This is a genomic window from Bartonella sp. AC158YNML, from assembly GCF_042196725.1.
In the GTDB taxonomy this organism is placed as follows: domain Bacteria; phylum Pseudomonadota; class Alphaproteobacteria; order Rhizobiales; family Rhizobiaceae; genus Bartonella.
The window spans coordinates 30,160-47,003 of record NZ_JBHIQU010000011.1; the positions used below are offsets into that span (position 1 = coordinate 30,160).

The 16,844-nt window shown below is 34.5% G+C and carries 14 protein-coding genes and 1 pseudogene; 3 read left to right on the top strand and 12 right to left on the bottom strand.

The genetic code is table 11. The annotated features are described in order from the left end of the window. Positions 1–78 precede the first annotated feature (78 nt). From ACFIM1_RS06885 to tatA, 11 genes and pseudogenes are all read right to left on the bottom strand, one after another. Positions 79–1,479: a DUF6990 domain-containing protein gene (locus ACFIM1_RS06885; RefSeq protein ID WP_375609548.1), complete on the bottom strand. Its 1,401-nt coding sequence runs from the start codon at positions 1,477–1,479 to the stop codon at positions 79–81. Further along, a pseudogene (locus ACFIM1_RS06890) lies at positions 1,425–1,949 on the bottom strand (DUF6990 domain-containing protein); the annotation flags it as partial. The gene ACFIM1_RS06885 and the pseudogene ACFIM1_RS06890, both read right to left, overlap by 55 nt. Before the next feature lie 194 nt (positions 1,950–2,143). Then, positions 2,144–2,611 (bottom strand): SMI1/KNR4 family protein, encoded by a 468-nt coding sequence (locus ACFIM1_RS06895; protein WP_375609547.1) that lies wholly within the window; start codon positions 2,609–2,611, stop codon positions 2,144–2,146. A gap of 997 nt (positions 2,612–3,608) precedes the next feature. Beyond that, positions 3,609–3,995, bottom strand: a complete 387-nt coding sequence (locus ACFIM1_RS06900) for an Mth938-like domain-containing protein (RefSeq protein WP_375607678.1) — start codon at positions 3,993–3,995, stop codon at positions 3,609–3,611. Between the two features lie 463 nt (positions 3,996–4,458). Further along, positions 4,459–4,920: a preprotein translocase subunit YajC gene (gene yajC / locus ACFIM1_RS06905; RefSeq protein ID WP_375607679.1), complete on the bottom strand. Its 462-nt coding sequence runs from the start codon at positions 4,918–4,920 to the stop codon at positions 4,459–4,461. Between the two features lie 682 nt (positions 4,921–5,602). Further along, complete coding sequence (locus tag ACFIM1_RS06910; RefSeq protein ID WP_375609546.1) at positions 5,603–6,784, bottom strand: peptidoglycan DD-metalloendopeptidase family protein; 1,182 nt, start codon at positions 6,782–6,784, stop codon at positions 5,603–5,605. 168 nt (positions 6,785–6,952) lie between these two features. Beyond that, the gene (locus ACFIM1_RS06915; protein ID WP_375607681.1) at positions 6,953–7,612 is read right to left on the bottom strand and encodes a protein-L-isoaspartate(D-aspartate) O-methyltransferase; all 660 of its coding nucleotides are present in this window, start codon (positions 7,610–7,612) and stop codon (positions 6,953–6,955) included. Positions 7,613–7,746: 134 nt separating this feature from the next. Next, complete coding sequence (gene serS / locus ACFIM1_RS06920) at positions 7,747–9,024, bottom strand: serine--tRNA ligase (RefSeq protein WP_375609545.1); 1,278 nt, start codon at positions 9,022–9,024, stop codon at positions 7,747–7,749. A gap of 61 nt (positions 9,025–9,085) precedes the next feature. Next, positions 9,086–9,868, bottom strand: coding sequence for a twin-arginine translocase subunit TatC (gene tatC / locus ACFIM1_RS06925; protein ID WP_375607683.1), 783 nt, complete (start codon positions 9,866–9,868; stop codon positions 9,086–9,088). Beyond that, entirely contained in the window at positions 9,865–10,302 is a 438-nt protein-coding gene (tatB, locus tag ACFIM1_RS06930) for a Sec-independent protein translocase protein TatB (protein WP_375607684.1), read from the bottom strand. Before tatB ends, tatC begins: the two co-directional genes overlap by 4 nt. A gap of 54 nt (positions 10,303–10,356) precedes the next feature. Next, the gene (tatA, locus tag ACFIM1_RS06935; protein WP_375607685.1) at positions 10,357–10,668 is read right to left on the bottom strand and encodes a twin-arginine translocase TatA/TatE family subunit; all 312 of its coding nucleotides are present in this window, start codon (positions 10,666–10,668) and stop codon (positions 10,357–10,359) included. A 1,107-nt stretch (positions 10,669–11,775) separates the two neighbouring features. On the opposite strand from tatA, the gene ACFIM1_RS06940 reads away from it, so the two are divergent. From ACFIM1_RS06940 to pgsA, 3 genes are all read left to right on the top strand, one after another. Continuing rightward, positions 11,776–12,639, top strand: coding sequence for a 23S rRNA (adenine(2030)-N(6))-methyltransferase RlmJ (locus ACFIM1_RS06940; protein WP_375607686.1), 864 nt, complete (start codon positions 11,776–11,778; stop codon positions 12,637–12,639). Between the two features lie 358 nt (positions 12,640–12,997). Next, positions 12,998–14,977, top strand: coding sequence for an excinuclease ABC subunit UvrC (gene uvrC / locus ACFIM1_RS06945; protein ID WP_375609544.1), 1,980 nt, complete (start codon positions 12,998–13,000; stop codon positions 14,975–14,977). A 70-nt stretch (positions 14,978–15,047) separates the two neighbouring features. Then, positions 15,048–15,629 (top strand): CDP-diacylglycerol--glycerol-3-phosphate 3-phosphatidyltransferase, encoded by a 582-nt coding sequence (pgsA, locus tag ACFIM1_RS06950; protein ID WP_375607688.1) that lies wholly within the window; start codon positions 15,048–15,050, stop codon positions 15,627–15,629. 334 nt (positions 15,630–15,963) lie between these two features. Here pgsA and ndk read toward each other — a convergent pair whose 3' ends face one another. Continuing rightward, a complete protein-coding gene (gene ndk / locus ACFIM1_RS06955; protein ID WP_375607689.1) occupies positions 15,964–16,386 on the bottom strand; it encodes a nucleoside-diphosphate kinase in 423 nt (140 codons plus the stop codon). Between the last annotated feature and the right edge of the window lie 458 nt (positions 16,387–16,844).

Consider the following 16,844-nt stretch of genomic DNA (forward strand, 5'->3'; position numbering starts at 1 on the left):
TAAAAAAGTCTCTTCTTCTGTAAAAAGCATTATTTTAGCATCAAGATTCAAAGGTGAAAGAGACTCTTTGAAACCTAATCAATAACGTCGTGCAAGAATAAGGACACGATTCATAAGATCTTTCGTAATCTCTTCAGAAAAATCTAAATGCTTTCCTACTCTAAAACTCTCTTTATAAAATTTGAGCGTTTTAACATCCCCCATGAGAATAAGGGCAACAAGGTGACGCTCTGCAAGATCAGCTTCATTATTTGGTGATAAAACTGCATAATCAGAGATAATTTTTTGTACATTTTGCTGATGAGTCCACTCAAAAATGTCTGCACAAACCTGTTTCAATTTTCCTTGCTTCATAGCAATATCAGAGATTGTATATATATCTTCCGCCTCTTTAATGGACGTATATTGAGATCTCGTTGGAAAAATATCTCGATAAATAGTAGAGAAGCTAAGCGTTGAAAGTGAAGCTTTGAATGTGATAATCAACTCTTTGCCTTCCCTCTCAAGACTATATACTATGTTGATAAGCCGGTCTTTGCTTATAAAGTAAGCATTATAATTGTAGTTTTTACCGCGGTAAGTTATCCAACCCATCGTTTTTAATTGTTCAACAATGGTATTAAGAACAATCCAATCTTGCGAACCTATAATATCCTTTACCTTTTGTTCATTTGAATTTTTCATCTGCCCAAATCGTAATACTCTCGAAATAAAGCTTTCTCGTGCTTTTGACCGAATCCAACTGACCATGTGCAAAAATGCTTTTGTAATCAAGGTGAAAGGTTTTATTATCACTCGATAAAGCAAAGGCGATACCATGAAGTAAAACATCATCCGCCCTATAAAATTTGCTTTTTCACTAGGTCTACACGGAATAAAATGTTCTTCAGCAAATTCAACAGCGCGATTAACACAGCTAAAGAGAGAATAGCTTGTCGCATATTGAGCAACCTTGTTTGTTTCAAGAAAATTTTGATAAGATTTCAAGGCCTCAATCTTACCCGTCGACGCTAAGCAAGCCAAATGCCAGATCATATGGGAGCAAGAACTAGATGCTTGAAGATATGTTTGAATAGGCACTCTTTTTTTTATTTCTGCCTCAAAATCCTGAGTACGAGCCCACTGAATTACCCACTCAGAAATGTTGATAAGTTCTCGCTTTGTGGGTGTATCAAAATAAATATTAAGACCTTTTCCAAGACTGGTAAAAGTTGGATAAATATTCTCAGGTCGTACAAGTTCGTAAGCTTTACCATAATGAATATACCAGCAGGCTCTAGAAAGCTCTTCTGTAGACGTTATGGCACTAATATAGACATTTAATTTATCATTGAGATACCACAAATCAAAATGAAATTTAACAAAACGGTCAGGTAAAACTAACCTCATTTTCCCAGGGGCTGTTGCAATCCAACCATGAACTTTTAAAATATTGGTACCGTTGTTAGGCTCGTTAGCCGCTTTTGAGGTGTTATACACACCAAAATATCATCCAACTCGCCCTTTTTATAGGCTTGTGCAAAAAGAAGAAGACGCTCAACCCATGTTGTTGTTTTGTAATCAGAAAATTCTAATATATTCAAATTTGATGTAGGACTACAAGACTTTAATGACTCTCTATCACCGAGCAAAACTCGAGCAACCGCAGAGCTTTTAGAGCTACCATTGGAAACTTCTTGGTGTAATTTTTGTTCAATATTTTGTGTTTTTGCCCATGTGATTATCTTGTTTAAGGACTCCTGAATACGGTTTTCAGAAAGGTCTTTCATTTTAACATCAAGATATCTATCTTCTGAAAAAAGTATACTTTCAAAGCAAAATCTCTTACCCCTAATATATTCCCAAGCAAGAATATAGGGGATAGTGCTGAGATTTGCTGCTAGCATAAGCTTTCTATCCCTCCACCCATATTTTACCTCGTAGTCGATGCTTACAAAACGATCAGATAAATAATAAAAGCATGGTGACGACCGATATCATCGCGATAAGGTACCCAACCAAGTTTTTTTTAAATTTTTGTTACATCTTTGGTTTGCATCATGACACACTTCTATTCTCAACGAATTCAATGATGAAAGAGCGCATACCAATCAATCTCCCCCATTTTTTATTCAACAGCTGTTTTCAACCTCAATTTAAAAAATTATTCAAAATTAACCTTAATTCTTTTATAGAGAAACTCATAAAAATTGCTGGCGTAATAATATGAAGCACCAGCTGGAAACCCGAAATAAAGTAGACATTCACCGTCTTGAAATTGAGAATAATCAAAGTAAAGTATCTCACAAAAAGTATTTTCACAAACAATAAGCTGCTGTGGCCTAGCTAAACCATTTTTTATATCGAGTAAGTGGTGATAAACAATATCACCAGCAGGAACACAATCAGTAGGAGACCCTACACTATCCTCATAAACGGTCAATATTTCATCACAACCAATTTCTGAAATTCCCAAACTTTTCAGGCAGTTTTTGTAAGAGGTTGTAAATGGCAAACCAATAGTTTCTTCAGCCTTTTTAATCTGTATATCATCAATGGTAGGGCCAAAATCGATACGATCACTATATTTATCAATTAATTTTTCGAGATCAGATAATATAAAATTTTTCATGAACTCCCCCCAATTATTATTCTCTAATATGTTTTAACTTTTTTCTAATAATGATAATATTCACATTTTTTAAGTAACGGAAAAACAGTAACTTAGTGTTTATAATTTTTTAAATAAAACCAATACACAAAAAAACTATTTCACATGAACTTTAATTATTTTTTCGCAAAATTCATAAAAATTACTTGCGTCATAAAGAATATCTTGAAATAGTGTGAACATTCACCATCCTGAAGTTGAAAGTCATCAAAAGAAAATTTCACACCCAAATTAGCTCTACTGATAACAAGCTACTGTAGTTTTGCTAAACCATTTCCTCTATCTGTTAAATTATAGTCAACAAAAATCCCTACACAATCCTTATAAAGGCTAAATATTTCCTCGCCATCAATTTCTGTTTTTTCAAAAAATCTTTATAAAAAATTATAAACTGCGAGCCAATAATTTCTTTAGATTCTTTATTCGTATATCACCAATCATAGCCTTTAAAGTGCGAAACTTAATAATATTACTATAGTAATCAAATAATTCTGTAAAATTGGATAAAGTATAATTTTTACAGATTTTTCTACATAAATCATATCACATTTTGCTAATATTAATGTGATCGTTATAAATACTTATCTGTTCATAGCTAATGGTATTGTTTTACATTTCTCTAAATAATAAAAGCATTTTTATTGATATCATTCTTTCATTATTTGCTCCAATTACTTTTTTCTTTTCAGAAAGAAATTTTTAAAAATTAAATAAATAACTTTTTTGATAAAATTTGTCTTATCGGACTTAAAACTTTCATTCGTAGTAAAAACAGCTAAAAACTAACCGTAACATGCACAGTAAAACTTAGAACAACAAACAACGCAAAACACTTCTTGATTGAATGGATGACAATGCTATCTTTTTATAGAAAATGCACTGATCATAAAATTCATCCAATTAATAATTATGCAAAATTTTCATAATGAACTAGAGCAATTTATTATTAAATAACACTTTATTCTACCGCAAATAATAACGCAGCAACAGCGCGATCTTCAGCCAATAAAACATTAAATGTACGTACAGCCGCTCCCGTACTCATTGTATCAGATGAAATACGTTTTTCCCATAAAAGAACCCGTAACTCTTCAGGTAATCGCAATAATTCAATTCCAGTACCTATTAATAAAACTTCGATTTCAGATGCTTCTTCTAAAACACGAGATATATCCCCTTGAGTAGGAATAGGTCCTGCCATATCAATGCCATAAATACCTGATGGGACACAAATAATAGAACCTCTATGAGACATATCAGCAAAACGAAACCCACCATTTCCATAAGCATCAATAGGTGCACGACTTGGAAAATGCGCCTCACGAATTTGAATTGCATCGAACATGAATAAGCACCCTTTATTTTTGATAAGTCCAACTGCCTTTTACCTCCCACAAAAATTAATGGAAGGTTGATACAAACATTGATATGTTAACCCTCGCTTATAAGAGCATTGAGATTAGAAATTTTTATATACTCCCTAATCTTCTCCTACAACAAATAGATGAAAATTTGACAACAAACCGCGATTAAATGCTATATGTTCAAATAAATCTACCTTTTAAAAAATTTCCTCAGCTTATTTACTCGAAAATAAAAAATATCTCTTTATAAAAATAATGATGTTGCTTAAAGGACAGGAAAATTTTCCGTAATCTTCTATAAATAAAACAACTATTTTAATAATCTAAAGAAAAAAACCATCTTCTGTAACGACTATAAAAGCTACTCCTTCAATGAAACTATCTTTATATTTCAATACTTTTTATAAAAATGCTTTAAAAAATGTAATAAACTACAACTCCACCTTAAGATGCATTTTCCTTATTTTCCTTTGATATAGCTTTTTTTTCTTTAGATACACTCACATTTTCTTTCGCTGTTGTTTTAGATTTAGACTTTTGTGGTGTTTTTGTTTTAGTATGAAGCTTTGATTTTTTTTCTGCAATTGGTTCACCTTTAACGCGTACATCAGACAATGTTGAGCGAAGAACACGAATATTCATACTCTCACCAATTTCAACCTCTAATTCGCCACTTTCATCGTGAACCTTCGTAACTTTGCCGATAATGCCACCACCCGTTATAACTGTATCACCACGACGTATTGCATTAAGCATTTCTTGTCGTTTTTTCATTTGTGCACGCTGTGGACGAATTATAAAAAAATACATAATTGCAAAAATTAAAATGAACGGGACAGCACTAACAAATGAAAATCCACCGGGAACATCGCCTGCAACTTGAGCATAAGCGTTTGTAATAAACATTTTTATCTCCTATAGTTAAACTTCAGGTATTTCCCCCTCTATTAAAATAAAACTCCGATCCAGAAAATTTTTCCTAAAGAATTTATCATAAAAAGTAATGACCACATGATGGAATCTCAGCTTTATCAAAATGCAATAAATCCTTAAGAGACAGAATACAACAAGAAAAATCTTAAAAAAAACAGATTTATTTCCCTCTATTATATATTCTACAATATAAACCTTCTCACTAACTCAATAAATGATACAAACCAATTTTTCCAAGGAAAAAACCTTTAATTATAGAGATAATTCATCGTTTTTGATATCAAATGAAAGACTTAAATACAGTAAAACTCTCTCATTTTATCCCCTTTGAATTCATCAAAATGATTTTCTTGTACGTTACACACGTGAAATGAACCTGTAGATAAAAACTATTTAAGAAAAGCGTAAAATCCCCCTTCTCATTCTCGTACCCCCTATAAATGCAAGAGCAGTTAGAACATTGAGAAGCTGAAAACAGTATGATACTATCACCTTATCTCTTCATAAACACAAAGATGATAATATCTAATAAACTCAACAAACGGCTTCCCTTAAACCAGTGATTTTTTCTGCTACAGTATTATTTTACGTAAAAATAATCAATTTTTTCATGAAATTTCTATAAACTATAAAATTTCTCAAATTAATCCATAAATTAGTTTTCTAAATATTTAAGAGGATCAACAGGTAATGAATTCTTACGCATCTCAAAATAGACACGTGGCGTTTTAACATTTCCTGAAACACCAGATTTAGCAATCTCATCACCGCGTCTTATTCTTTGTCCTTTGTTAACAACAAGCTTACTATTACATCCATAAATAGTGATAATATCATTTTCATGTCGAATCATAACAACATTACCAAGCTCTTTTAATCCATCTCCCGCATAGATAACGACACCATTTTCCGCTGCCTTTACCGATGACCCCTCAGGCACTGCAATATCTATTCCTCGATTCATTATTGTTCCTTTTTTTTGACCAAACTGGCTTAATAAACGCCCTCGTACTGGCCAACGCATCTTAGAAATTCCTGTACCCTGCGGTGTCATAATATTATCTGTATTCGTAACAGTACTTGATAAACCAGTCTCATGGTCCAATCGCATCATCTGTGTAGAAGAATTTTTCTCAGAGCTTGATCTGTTCATCTTTGCAGAAGGGGACATTGTTACAGGAGCTTTATATACAGAAGAAGCCTTTTTGTGTTTTACAGAGGACGTAACTTGAGATTGGAATGAAGATTCTGCTGTTGACGCCGCCCAATCATTATTATTGCGCGTATTTGAAGTTGCGAATGTACGCCTACTTGGAACCACAAGGACTTGACCAATATAAATGGAATTGCTGTTTATGCCATTTGCTAATTTTAATGCCTCAACACTAACCCCTATTTGTCGTGCAATACTGAGTAGTGTATCTCCACTCTGGACAATATAAGAATTCCGCCGGAAAACAGGAGAGTTATCCATTTGTGAACGAGAAAGTGTTCCAAGATTACGCGGAGGTGCCCCCATAACGCGACCATCCAAAGAAGCTGTCCTACCTTGCTGTGGAGAATTATAAGGAGAACTGTCATCTCGCCAAGAATCATCGCTTGGTTCCACAGGTGGCAATTCAGTACTCTGTATCATATCACCACCGTCCGATAGCATTCGCGGATCTGTAGGTATAGTGCTAGATATATTTGATTGATGAGAGAACATACGATGAGAGGACACAGTGGAAAAACGTTGCGTACCAGAACTACAACCAGCAACAATAGTTACCACCGCTAAAAAAGTTATTCTCTGAAATTTATGCCGGAAAATATTATCCAAAGCTCTTAAACACATAGTTTTGCCCACTCATCAATACTCAACTCATTCTATTAAAGCTTTTTAAAATTACCGAAGAGTTAAAATGAGATATTTTATTCATAAATATCTCTACATGATATCAAAATGAATTTAACGTAAAATAAAAAGGTGAAATAATTTGCGCTATTTCTTAAATTTTAAAATTTAAAGTATCTCCGCAATACCTTTAATAAAAGGTTGATAACGCACTTGAAAAAGTTCTAAACACTCAAATCGACTCCCAATTTTTGTATAGCGCGTCACCGTTTGTACCCCTTCATCAGGCCCTATAGCCTGAATGAGAATGCCATTTTCAGCTAAGAGTTCTAAAAATTCCTTGGGTTCATCAGAACGCGATGGCCAAATAAGAATACGGTCAAATGACCCCAAACCTGTCACACTATGACTTCCATCAATTTGCCGTACAACAATATTTTCAATTCCCAAAGCTTGAAATTTTTGGCCTGCCAAATCAACAAGCGTTTTATAACGATCAATCGTCGTTACACGGTCACTCAAACAGGCTATAAGAGCCGTACAAAAACCAGATCCCGTACCGATTTCTAAGACACGATGCTTTTTTTTCAACGATAATGCTGAAAGAATTAAGAGTTGTTCTTCCAAACGCTCCATATATTCACCACACTCAAGGGGAATAACTTTATTATCATAAGCACTATTAAACCAAGGGGCAGAAACAAACTGTTGACGTGGAACTTTTTCTAATGCCGAAAAAAATCGCACGTCATCAATGCCTTTTCTACGCATTTTCAGTACAAGAGCGGCTAACTCTTCACGAAATTGTAAAATACCATTTTGCCCCATAGTATTTATTCAATCTCTAACAGAAGTGCACTTTTATCATCCCTACAAACCACTTCCTTTAAAATGGCTAAGCCTTGCATTTGCATACCATCACCTCTTGGCAATAAATGCATATTGTCTTTCCTTTCGCAAAATTAAGCAGTAATACAACGCATGCCTCCCATATAGGGTTGTAAAACATCTGGAACAATAATGGATCCATCAGCTTGTTGATAATTTTCAAGCACTGCAATAAGACAACGGCCAACAGCCGTACCAGAACCATTAAGACTATGAACAAAATGCAATTTTTTATCGCCGTCTTTACGATAGCGCGCATTCATACGACGACCTTGAAAATCTCCACAAACTGAACAGCTAGAAATTTCACGATAACATTCTTGACCAGGAAGCCAAACCTCGATGTCATAGGTTTTACGCGCTGCAAACCCCATATCACCCGTAGAAAGAACCACTGTGCGAAAAGGCAAATCAAGCCGTTTTAATATATTTTCTGCACATTCAGTCATACGTTCCAATTCAATTAAAGACTGATCTTCACTGGTAATCGAGACCATTTCAACTTTCCAAAATTGATGCTGACGCAACATACCGCGCGTATCACGACCGGCTGCTCCAGCCTCTGAACGAAAACAAGGAGATAAAGAAGAAAATCGCAGTGGTAAATCTGATATTTCAAGAATTTCATCGTTAACCAAATTAGTTAATGGTACTTCTGCAGTAGAAATAAGCCATCGACCATCTGTTGTCTGAAAAAGATCCTCTGCAAACTTCGGCAATTGTGCTGCTCCGTAAACAATCTCATCACGAACAAGAAGAGGTACTGAGACTTCTGTATAACCATGCTCATTCACATGCACATCAAGCATAAATTGTCCTAATGCTCGTTCTAGCCGTGCTAACGCCCCTGAAAGCACTGTAAAACGTGTTCCAGACAAACGACTAGCTCGCTCAAAATTCATCTGCTTAAGATCTTGACCAAGATCAAAATGCTCCTTTGGTGTAAAATTAAATGTTGGAGGTGTACCAAAATGTCGAATGACGACATTATCACTTTCATCTTTACCTTCCGGAACATCATCCAATGGAATATTTGGAAGAGCTGAAAGAATTTTCTCAAGACTCTCCGTCAGCTGTTTTTCTTCCGCTGTTGCAGAAGAAAGAAAGACTTTAATCTCTTCAACTTCAGCTTTAAAGCCTTCAGCCATTTGTTGATCAGATACAGCTAAAGCTTGTCCTATTTCCTTTGAAATAGCATTGCGACGTTCCTGCGCCAATTGTACTTTAGCAACATGCGACCGACGTGCAAGATCAAGTTGTATTAACCTTTCAGATTGTGGTTCAAGACCTCTGTTTACAAGTGCTTTATCTAATTTCTCAGGATTTTCACGAATCCACTTAATATCAAGCATCAAAATTCCTCATTTATATTGTTTTTATTCATTTGTTATCGCATAAGATTATACAATTCTCTTAAGCGGATTTTCTTCTCTTTTCTATACCGTAAGCAATTAAAATTGAGATCTCGTAAAGTGCTATCGTTGGTAAAGCCACTGCAAACATCGTAAAAAAATCCGAAGGGGTTACTATTGCCGCAATAATAAAAGAAAGCAAGATAGCCCATTTTCGTTTTGATACCAAATCACGAGATGTTAAAAATCCAACTTTTGTTAAAAGACTGATGATAAGAGGTAATTGAAAAATCAAACCAAAAACTAGGATAAATGATGTCATAAAGCTCAAATAATCGGAAATACGCACTATAAAATCTATTCTTAAATGAACATCTGGAAGAAATTGTTGTGAAAGACTAAACCATAGTATTATTGGTGCCAATAGAGCATAAACAAACGCTCCCCCAATACAAAATAAAATAGGACCACCAATGAGAAAGGGTAAAAAAGCCATACGTTCATTTTTATAAAGCCCTGGTGCAATAAAACTATAAAACTGAAAAGCCGTATAGGGAAAAGATAAAATAATCCCCCCAAAAGCCGCGAGTTTCATCTTTGTTAAAAAAGTTTCCCATACTTGTGTCGATTGCAAACGAATACTCTCAGGATTACTCCCTGCTATTTTCATTGCCCACTGATACGGCCATAGTAAAAAACTTAAGATATAATCTTTAACAAAAAAACACATCATAAAAGTGATCAAAAATACAACCAAGGTAGCAATAATTCGCTGACGAAGTTCAATTAAATGTTCTATAAGTGTTGCCATATTGGCATCAACTTCATCTTTCTTAACATTCATGATACATCTTCTTTATCTTTAGAAACGACAAAAATGCTTTCAGAATGATAGGGTGTAATAGATATCACATCTGTATTGGTTGTCTTTTGATCACACGCCCAAAGTTCTTCATCTTTTTCTAATTTATGATGTGTTGCCTTAACATCAGAATTATCATGGATATCCTCTACTGCATCCTGTATGGGATCAAAAGTCTCTGTCAACTTCTTACTTGGATTAAGATCATTAATATCTGAACATGTTTTTTGCAAATTATCGAGCTCAATTTGTCTTATTGCATCATCAAACTGGTAACGAAGTTCATTTACTGTTGAACATACATAAGCTCTTACCTTTGCTATTGCCTTTAGTATTTTAGGTAAATCTTTCGGTCCAATGACAATAATGAGAACAAGTAAGATTACAACAAACTCCGACCCATCAATCCCAAACATCTCTTAACTCGACTTCCCCGTAAAAAATAATGCACAATGATGATAACGTTTTTGTTATTTGACACGCTGTTTTTTAGTAATAGATGCCTTGCCTCTTTTAGAGGCAGAAGAAGCCTTTTTGCGTGCGGTTACATGTTTCACCGATAATGGCTGAGATTGTTGAGGTTCTATATCAATCATTTGAGAAGGAGCTGCCATTTCAACTTTATCCTCAATGCTGTCATCGTCTTCCTTCATATTCTTTTTGAAAGCCTTAATTCCCTTAGCAACATCACCCATTAATTCAGAAATTTTACCGCGCCCGAAAAGCACAAATATAATCAGTAAAATTACAATTAAATGCGTTGGTGAAAAAATATTACCCATTTTTTTAACTCTATGCTTTTAAATTTGATTTCATTTGTGCATGCTTACTCTGAAGTAATATATCAAATACCATGTATTTTACTTATATATTTTTTTCTCAACTTAAAAGCAATCACACGCCTTTTAGTGCAAAAGAACCTTTTATCCTCTCATCCCTTTTAGAGCATTATAATATAAACCATTCAAAAATTATAAACCACTTCCTATAAAGTTCAAAAGGCTTAAAAACTTTTCTAAAGAAACTTCATATGATCTCTTGGACGGCTCATCTTCCTGCAAATATTGTATCCAATGTCTTTCCTTTTAAAAACGGTATCATACATGAAATTGTGAATATCTCTCCCTAATCAACTTTACCAATGAGAATAATATCATAACCTTCTATAAAAAATTTACATGTATCTAAAATTTTCCGAAAGTATATTCCCTGCAAGAGCTTTTTTTGACACATCATCTAACATTAAAGGTTCCTTAAAACCTATCTCTTACGAATAATATTTTCAATAACTCTTTGCGTTGCAGGAATCCTGATATCAATTTTTCATAAGCAATATGATCAATGATCGTCGTCAATCAATCAGTCAAATTTTTAAAAGGTGCAACATCATACTTTTCTAAACATTAAGTGTGATACCGCAATATGGGCTCACTCAAAATGCATATGAGGCAACATTTGTGCACGTGATCATATCTGGGAATATGTTTTATTAACGCATAAAATATATTCATTTATAAAAATCACTCACTTGCACATCATAAACAAGGTTAGCATAGAGAGATAAAAACTATTAAAATAGCCCTTATAGACCAGCTCAAGTGTCAAGAGCGCTAGTAAATAAGTCACAATATTAGGAATATGACGATGCCCGCTTTCATCTTTATTCAATAGAGAGATTCCAGTGAAATGTTCACCCTCTTACTATCCAACTTTCATATAAAAGATTTAAAATCCTAATGAATAAATGCCTCCATGATATTAATATTTTATGCGTACAATTTTTTAATGAGAGTCTTATTTGATTTCTACAAGAAAATTTTTATGGATATCAATTCTATTATTCTATGCTAATAATCTGATATAGTTATCCATATTATAGAGTTTCTTCAATGAATTATAGGCATATTTATCATGCTGGCAATTTTGCTGATGTTTTTAAACACATTATTGTCACTCGCATTGTAGAATATCTCAAACGCAAAGAAAAAGCTTTTCGCGTTATAGACACACATGCAGGAATCGGCATTTATGACCTCTCTTCTTTAGAAGCACATAAAACAGGAGAGTGGCGTGAAGGTGTTCAACGCATTTTTTCAACTCCTATCCCAAAAGATTTAAGAGCACTTCTTGATCCGTGGTATGATATCATTAATGTCCTCAATAAAGGGGAAAAAGAAATTGTATTTTATCCTGGATCTCCCGTTCTTATTCGCCAATTATTACGGAAACAAGATCGCCTCACTGCGATAGAATTGCATAATGAAGATTATCACATTTTAGCAAAAAACTTTGCCGGCGATTATCAGACAAAAGTTCTGCATTTAGATGGTTGGCTTTCCTTAAATGCTCATTTACCACCAAAAGAAAAACGTGGGTTTATCCTTGTTGACCCTCCCTTTGAAAAAACTGGAGAATTTTCCCGCCTTATTGAGGGATTAATGAAAGCCTATCGCCGTTTTTCTGGAGGGATCTACGCTTTATGGTATCCTGTTAAATATGACAAAGAAATTGAAAGTTTTCTTCATGCGCTTTATCAAACAGGAATTCCTAAAATTCTCCAACTTGAAATGCGTATCCGAAAAAAATCAACATCACCTACAATGAATGGAAGCGGTATGATTATTATTAACCCTCCCTATCTTTTGGAAGAAGAAATGAAAAAACTCACCCCCTTTCTTATCAATCGTCTTGGTCAAGATGAAAATGCCCAAATAACGCATAAGTGGATTCAAAAAGAACATCTGTTATGTTAGATTTTTCCCTATATTTCCCTTAAATGAAAATATCGTGATTAAGATACAAAGGTATTAAATGCTATAACTCTTTGATTTTTTTAGATTATATAAACATATAATAATGATAAACGAATAACGATTAGCGTGAATTAATTTTTTCTCTTTTTGAGAAAGTTTATGCTCTTATCATGATGGATTTTCTATTTTGACCATTTTAACGAATAAATTGAGTGAATTCATAAATCTGTCTTAAATAACACCCCTCATATTTTATGAAAAATAGGTACTCTAAAGTCATATTCTTATGCTATAATGCGCTATTTATAGAAAAGAATATTTTATATATTAAACAAAAAACATATTCTTAATAAACGGAATGGTCCTAAAAAATAATATAAATTGTTCGCAAAATGAACGAGAAAAACTTTCTTTTCTCTCTAACATTACGTGGAATAATGCCAATCAAAGTAATGAGAAAAATCAATTCCAAGGTGTCAAATTCATACAAGAGTTTGTTAGACACCTTCCGCATAAGCCAGGGATTTACCGGATGATTGGTGAAAATGGTGATATTCTCTATGTTGGCAAAGCCCGTAATCTCAAAAAACGTGTTTCAAACTATACACGTGAACAAAGACATAATAATCGTATTACTCGCATGATTCGTGCAACATATCATATGGAATTTATTGTCACCCACACTGAAACAGAAGCTCTTCTTTTAGAAGCCAATCTGATCAAAAGATTGCGTCCACATTTTAATGTACTCCTGCGTGATGATAAAAGTTTCCCTTATATTATGATTACAGATGATCATCGAGCACCTGCACTTTATAAACATCGTGGTGCTCGAACACGAAAAGCCCATTATTTTGGTCCTTTTGCCTCTGCTGGTGCGGTAACACAAACACTTCATGTTTTACAACGCGCTTTTTTATTACGGACCTGTACCGATGCAGTGTTTGAAAACCGTACACGCCCCTGTTTGCTTTATCAAATTAAGCGATGTTCTGCACCTTGTACACATGAAATTAGTGACAGTGATTATAAAGAACTGGTAAAAGGAGCAAAAGCATTCCTTTCGGGAAAAGATCAATCTGTTAAAAACGATATGGTTCAAGCTATGCATAAAGCCGCAGAAAATCTTGATTTTGAACAAGCAGCTTCCTATCGTGACCGCCTATCAGCCCTTTCTCACATACAAAGCCATCAAGGTATAAATCCTCAAACGATAAAAGAAGCGGATGTTTTTGCGATTGCGCAAAAAGAAGGAATGACCTGTATCCAAGTGTTCTTTTTTCGCATGGGGCAAAATTGGGGAAACCGTGCTTATTTTCCTAAAGCAGATCCCTCTTTTCCCCGTACTGAAATTTTAGCAAGTTTTCTTGCCCAATTTTATGATGATAAACCACTTCCCAAAAGCATCCTTTTATCTGAAGAAATTGAAGAAAAGACACTTCTTACAGAAGCGTTTAGTCTTAAAGCAAATCACAAAGTCTCTCTCTCTCTACCCAAACAAGGTGAACAGAAAAATCTTGTTAATCATGCCTATCTGAATGCTCATGAAGCACTTGAACATAAGCTTGCTGAAACAGCCACCCATACAAAATTGCTTCAAGGTCTTGCTGAAACATTCCAACTTCCTTCTCCTCCGCGCCGCATAGAAGTCTATGACAATTCTCATATTATGGGAACAAATGCTGTAGGTGTAATGATTGTTGCTGGTCAAATGGGATTTGTTAAAAATCAATACCGCAAATTCAATATTCGCTCAACAGATATTACGCCTGGCGATGATTTTGGCATGATGAAAGAAGTGATTAAACGAAGATTTTCACGCCTTATCAAAGAGCATGATCTCCCCTATAGAAATCATGACATAAAAGATGATGATCTTTTTCCCATCTGGCCTGATCTTATCTTAATTGATGGAGGCGAAGGACAAATCAACAGTGTACATGCAATACTTGATGAATTACAATTAAATGACCTCTTCACAGTTGTTGGAATCGCTAAAGGTGTTGACCGTAATGCAGGATGTGAACGATTTTTTATAAAAGGTTCCTCCTCCTTTACACTTCCCCCACGTGATCCTATCCTTTATTTTCTGCAACGTTTGCGTGATGAAGCTCATCGTTTTGCCATTGGAACGCATAGAATAAAACGAAAAAAAGCAACATTCAAAAACCCTCTTGATAAAATCGAAAATATCGGTCCAACAAGAAAGCGTGCGTTGCTTCATCATTTTGGAAGTGCCAAAGCTATTGCTAATGCCTCACTTGAAGATTTAAAAAAAGTTACGGGAATCTCTATGACAATTGCACAGAAAATTCATAACCATTTTCATGAAAAATAGACTTGTTTCATAACCTCCGCCTTGTTACGTTTAGGGAATATATTTTTTCACAAAAATTTAAAATGGCTCTATGAAAAATCATACTTTTTCTTTTCCAAATATTTTAACTTATGCACGAATTGTTGCAGTTCCAATGGTTGTAGCCTGCTTTTTTGTAGAAGGACGCCTACAATCAAGTGATATCGCACGCTGGATTGCCGTTTCCATTTTTATTATTGCATCTATTACCGATTTTCTTGACGGTTACCTTGCCCGTATTTGGGAACAAACATCCAATATTGGTCGCATGTTAGATCCAATTGCCGATAAACTTCTCGTCTCTGCTTGTTTGCTCTTGCTTGCCGCAGACAGCACTATCGCTGGATGGACTCTATGGGCAGCCATTATCATTCTTTGCCGCGAAATTCTTGTATCAGGATTACGTGAATATTTAGCTGAATTAAAAGTGAGTGTTCCAGTTTCTCGTCTTGCGAAATGGAAAACTTTTGTACAAATGATCGCTATTATCTTTCTTTTAGCGGGACCGGCCGGTAATAAAATTTTCCCTTATACGGTAGAATTTGGCATTACTATGCTGTGGATTGCTGCTCTCCTTACATTGTGGACAGGATGGGATTATTTTCGTGCAGGTTTAAAGCATGTTATTTTGTGAAAAGAATATGTAAGATTTATAATGATAATTTACCTTTTTGCCCTTAAACAAAAGAAGAAAGCCCGTGAGGCTTACTTATTTTAAATCTATTCACGAACAATCAATCAAAACACTTCTTTTGCACATCACAAACGAAGCTGGCATATAGATAAAAACTCTTTAAGAAAAAAATAAATATGCTTTTTGTCCCGCCTCGCAAAAGCAGTCGCAACATTAAAAGCTAAAAAAACGATGAATGCGATATGTCTTTGCAAAAAAATCTATAACTTTGTAAGCAAAAAACCCGAAACATAGTTTTTCAAGTTTTTTGCTTCTTATTTACTTTACGCTTTTATTAAGCAACAATTTCTATCTCAGAAAACCAAAAAGCGATTTCTGTTTTTGCTGTTTCAGCACTATCGGATCCATGGACAGAATTTTCGCCAATCGATAAAGCATGAACCTTACGAATTGTCCCTTCTTCTGCATCACTAGGATTCGTAGCCCCCATTACTTCACGGTTTTTAGCTATTGCATTCTCGCCTTCTAGAACCTGTACCACTGTTGGACCAGAAGACATAAATTCCACCAATTCGCTAAAAAAAGGACGCTCCTTATGAACAGCATAGAATTTTTCAGCCTCACGCTTACTCATCCAGACACGTTTAGATGCAATAACACGCAGTCCTGCATCCTCAAGCATTTTCGTAATTGCACCCGTCAAATTACGACGTGTTGCATCTGGTTTAATCATCGAAAAAGTACGCTCTAAAGCCATTTAACCACCTTTATTTCATTGATAACATTCTCTGGCTATTTCTATAACGAGCAAGCAGCCTTTTGCCAAGTGACTCTGCAAAAATCTACAAAAATTCTCAAAAATATAGAATGAATTATAAAGAACACTTAATAAAAATAGAAATACATTATAAGAGTGTACCCGCCTCTCAGAAAATGTTGAAGCTTCTTTTATACTCCCAAATGCTTCTCATCAAAATTATCATTTAAGCAATAAAAAATTATAAGAAAAATCCAACACGTAAAAATATATATACCTTTTATGAAAGCTTTATTTTTTTAAGAAAGCGAACCTAGACATTTCATATCTAGGTTTGAAAATCCCCTCACACACTGAAATCAATCAAAAAATACCCCTATAAATTAAAAACTATAGCGTACACCTAAAATACCCTGAAGGGACTGTTTTGTTTTACGTCCTTTAACATAATGGGCCTC

What these genes read in the sequence shown, in the direction of transcription:
- ACFIM1_RS06895 (WP_375609547.1), bottom strand. Translation starts at nt 2,611, where the DNA reads ATGAAAAATTTTATATTATCTGATCTCGAAAAATTAATTGATAAATAT.
- ACFIM1_RS06900 (WP_375607678.1), bottom strand. Translation starts at nt 3,995, where the DNA reads ATGTTCGATGCAATTCAAATTCGTGAGGCGCATTTTCCAAGTCGTGCA.
- yajC (WP_375607679.1), bottom strand. Translation starts at nt 4,920, where the DNA reads ATGTTTATTACAAACGCTTATGCTCAAGTTGCAGGCGATGTTCCCGGT.
- ACFIM1_RS06910 (WP_375609546.1), bottom strand. Translation starts at nt 6,784, where the DNA reads ATGTGTTTAAGAGCTTTGGATAATATTTTCCGGCATAAATTTCAGAGA.
- ACFIM1_RS06915 (WP_375607681.1), bottom strand. Translation starts at nt 7,612, where the DNA reads ATGGGGCAAAATGGTATTTTACAATTTCGTGAAGAGTTAGCCGCTCTT.
- serS (WP_375609545.1), bottom strand. Translation starts at nt 9,024, where the DNA reads ATGCTTGATATTAAGTGGATTCGTGAAAATCCTGAGAAATTAGATAAA.
- tatC (WP_375607683.1), bottom strand. Translation starts at nt 9,868, where the DNA reads ATGAATGTTAAGAAAGATGAAGTTGATGCCAATATGGCAACACTTATA.
- tatB (WP_375607684.1), bottom strand. Translation starts at nt 10,302, where the DNA reads ATGTTTGGGATTGATGGGTCGGAGTTTGTTGTAATCTTACTTGTTCTC.
- tatA (WP_375607685.1), bottom strand. Translation starts at nt 10,668, where the DNA reads ATGGGTAATATTTTTTCACCAACGCATTTAATTGTAATTTTACTGATT.
- ACFIM1_RS06940 (WP_375607686.1), top strand. Translation starts at nt 11,776, where the DNA reads ATGAATTATAGGCATATTTATCATGCTGGCAATTTTGCTGATGTTTTT.
- uvrC (WP_375609544.1), top strand. Translation starts at nt 12,998, where the DNA reads ATGGTCCTAAAAAATAATATAAATTGTTCGCAAAATGAACGAGAAAAA.
- pgsA (WP_375607688.1), top strand. Translation starts at nt 15,048, where the DNA reads ATGAAAAATCATACTTTTTCTTTTCCAAATATTTTAACTTATGCACGA.
- ndk (WP_375607689.1), bottom strand. Translation starts at nt 16,386, where the DNA reads ATGGCTTTAGAGCGTACTTTTTCGATGATTAAACCAGATGCAACACGT.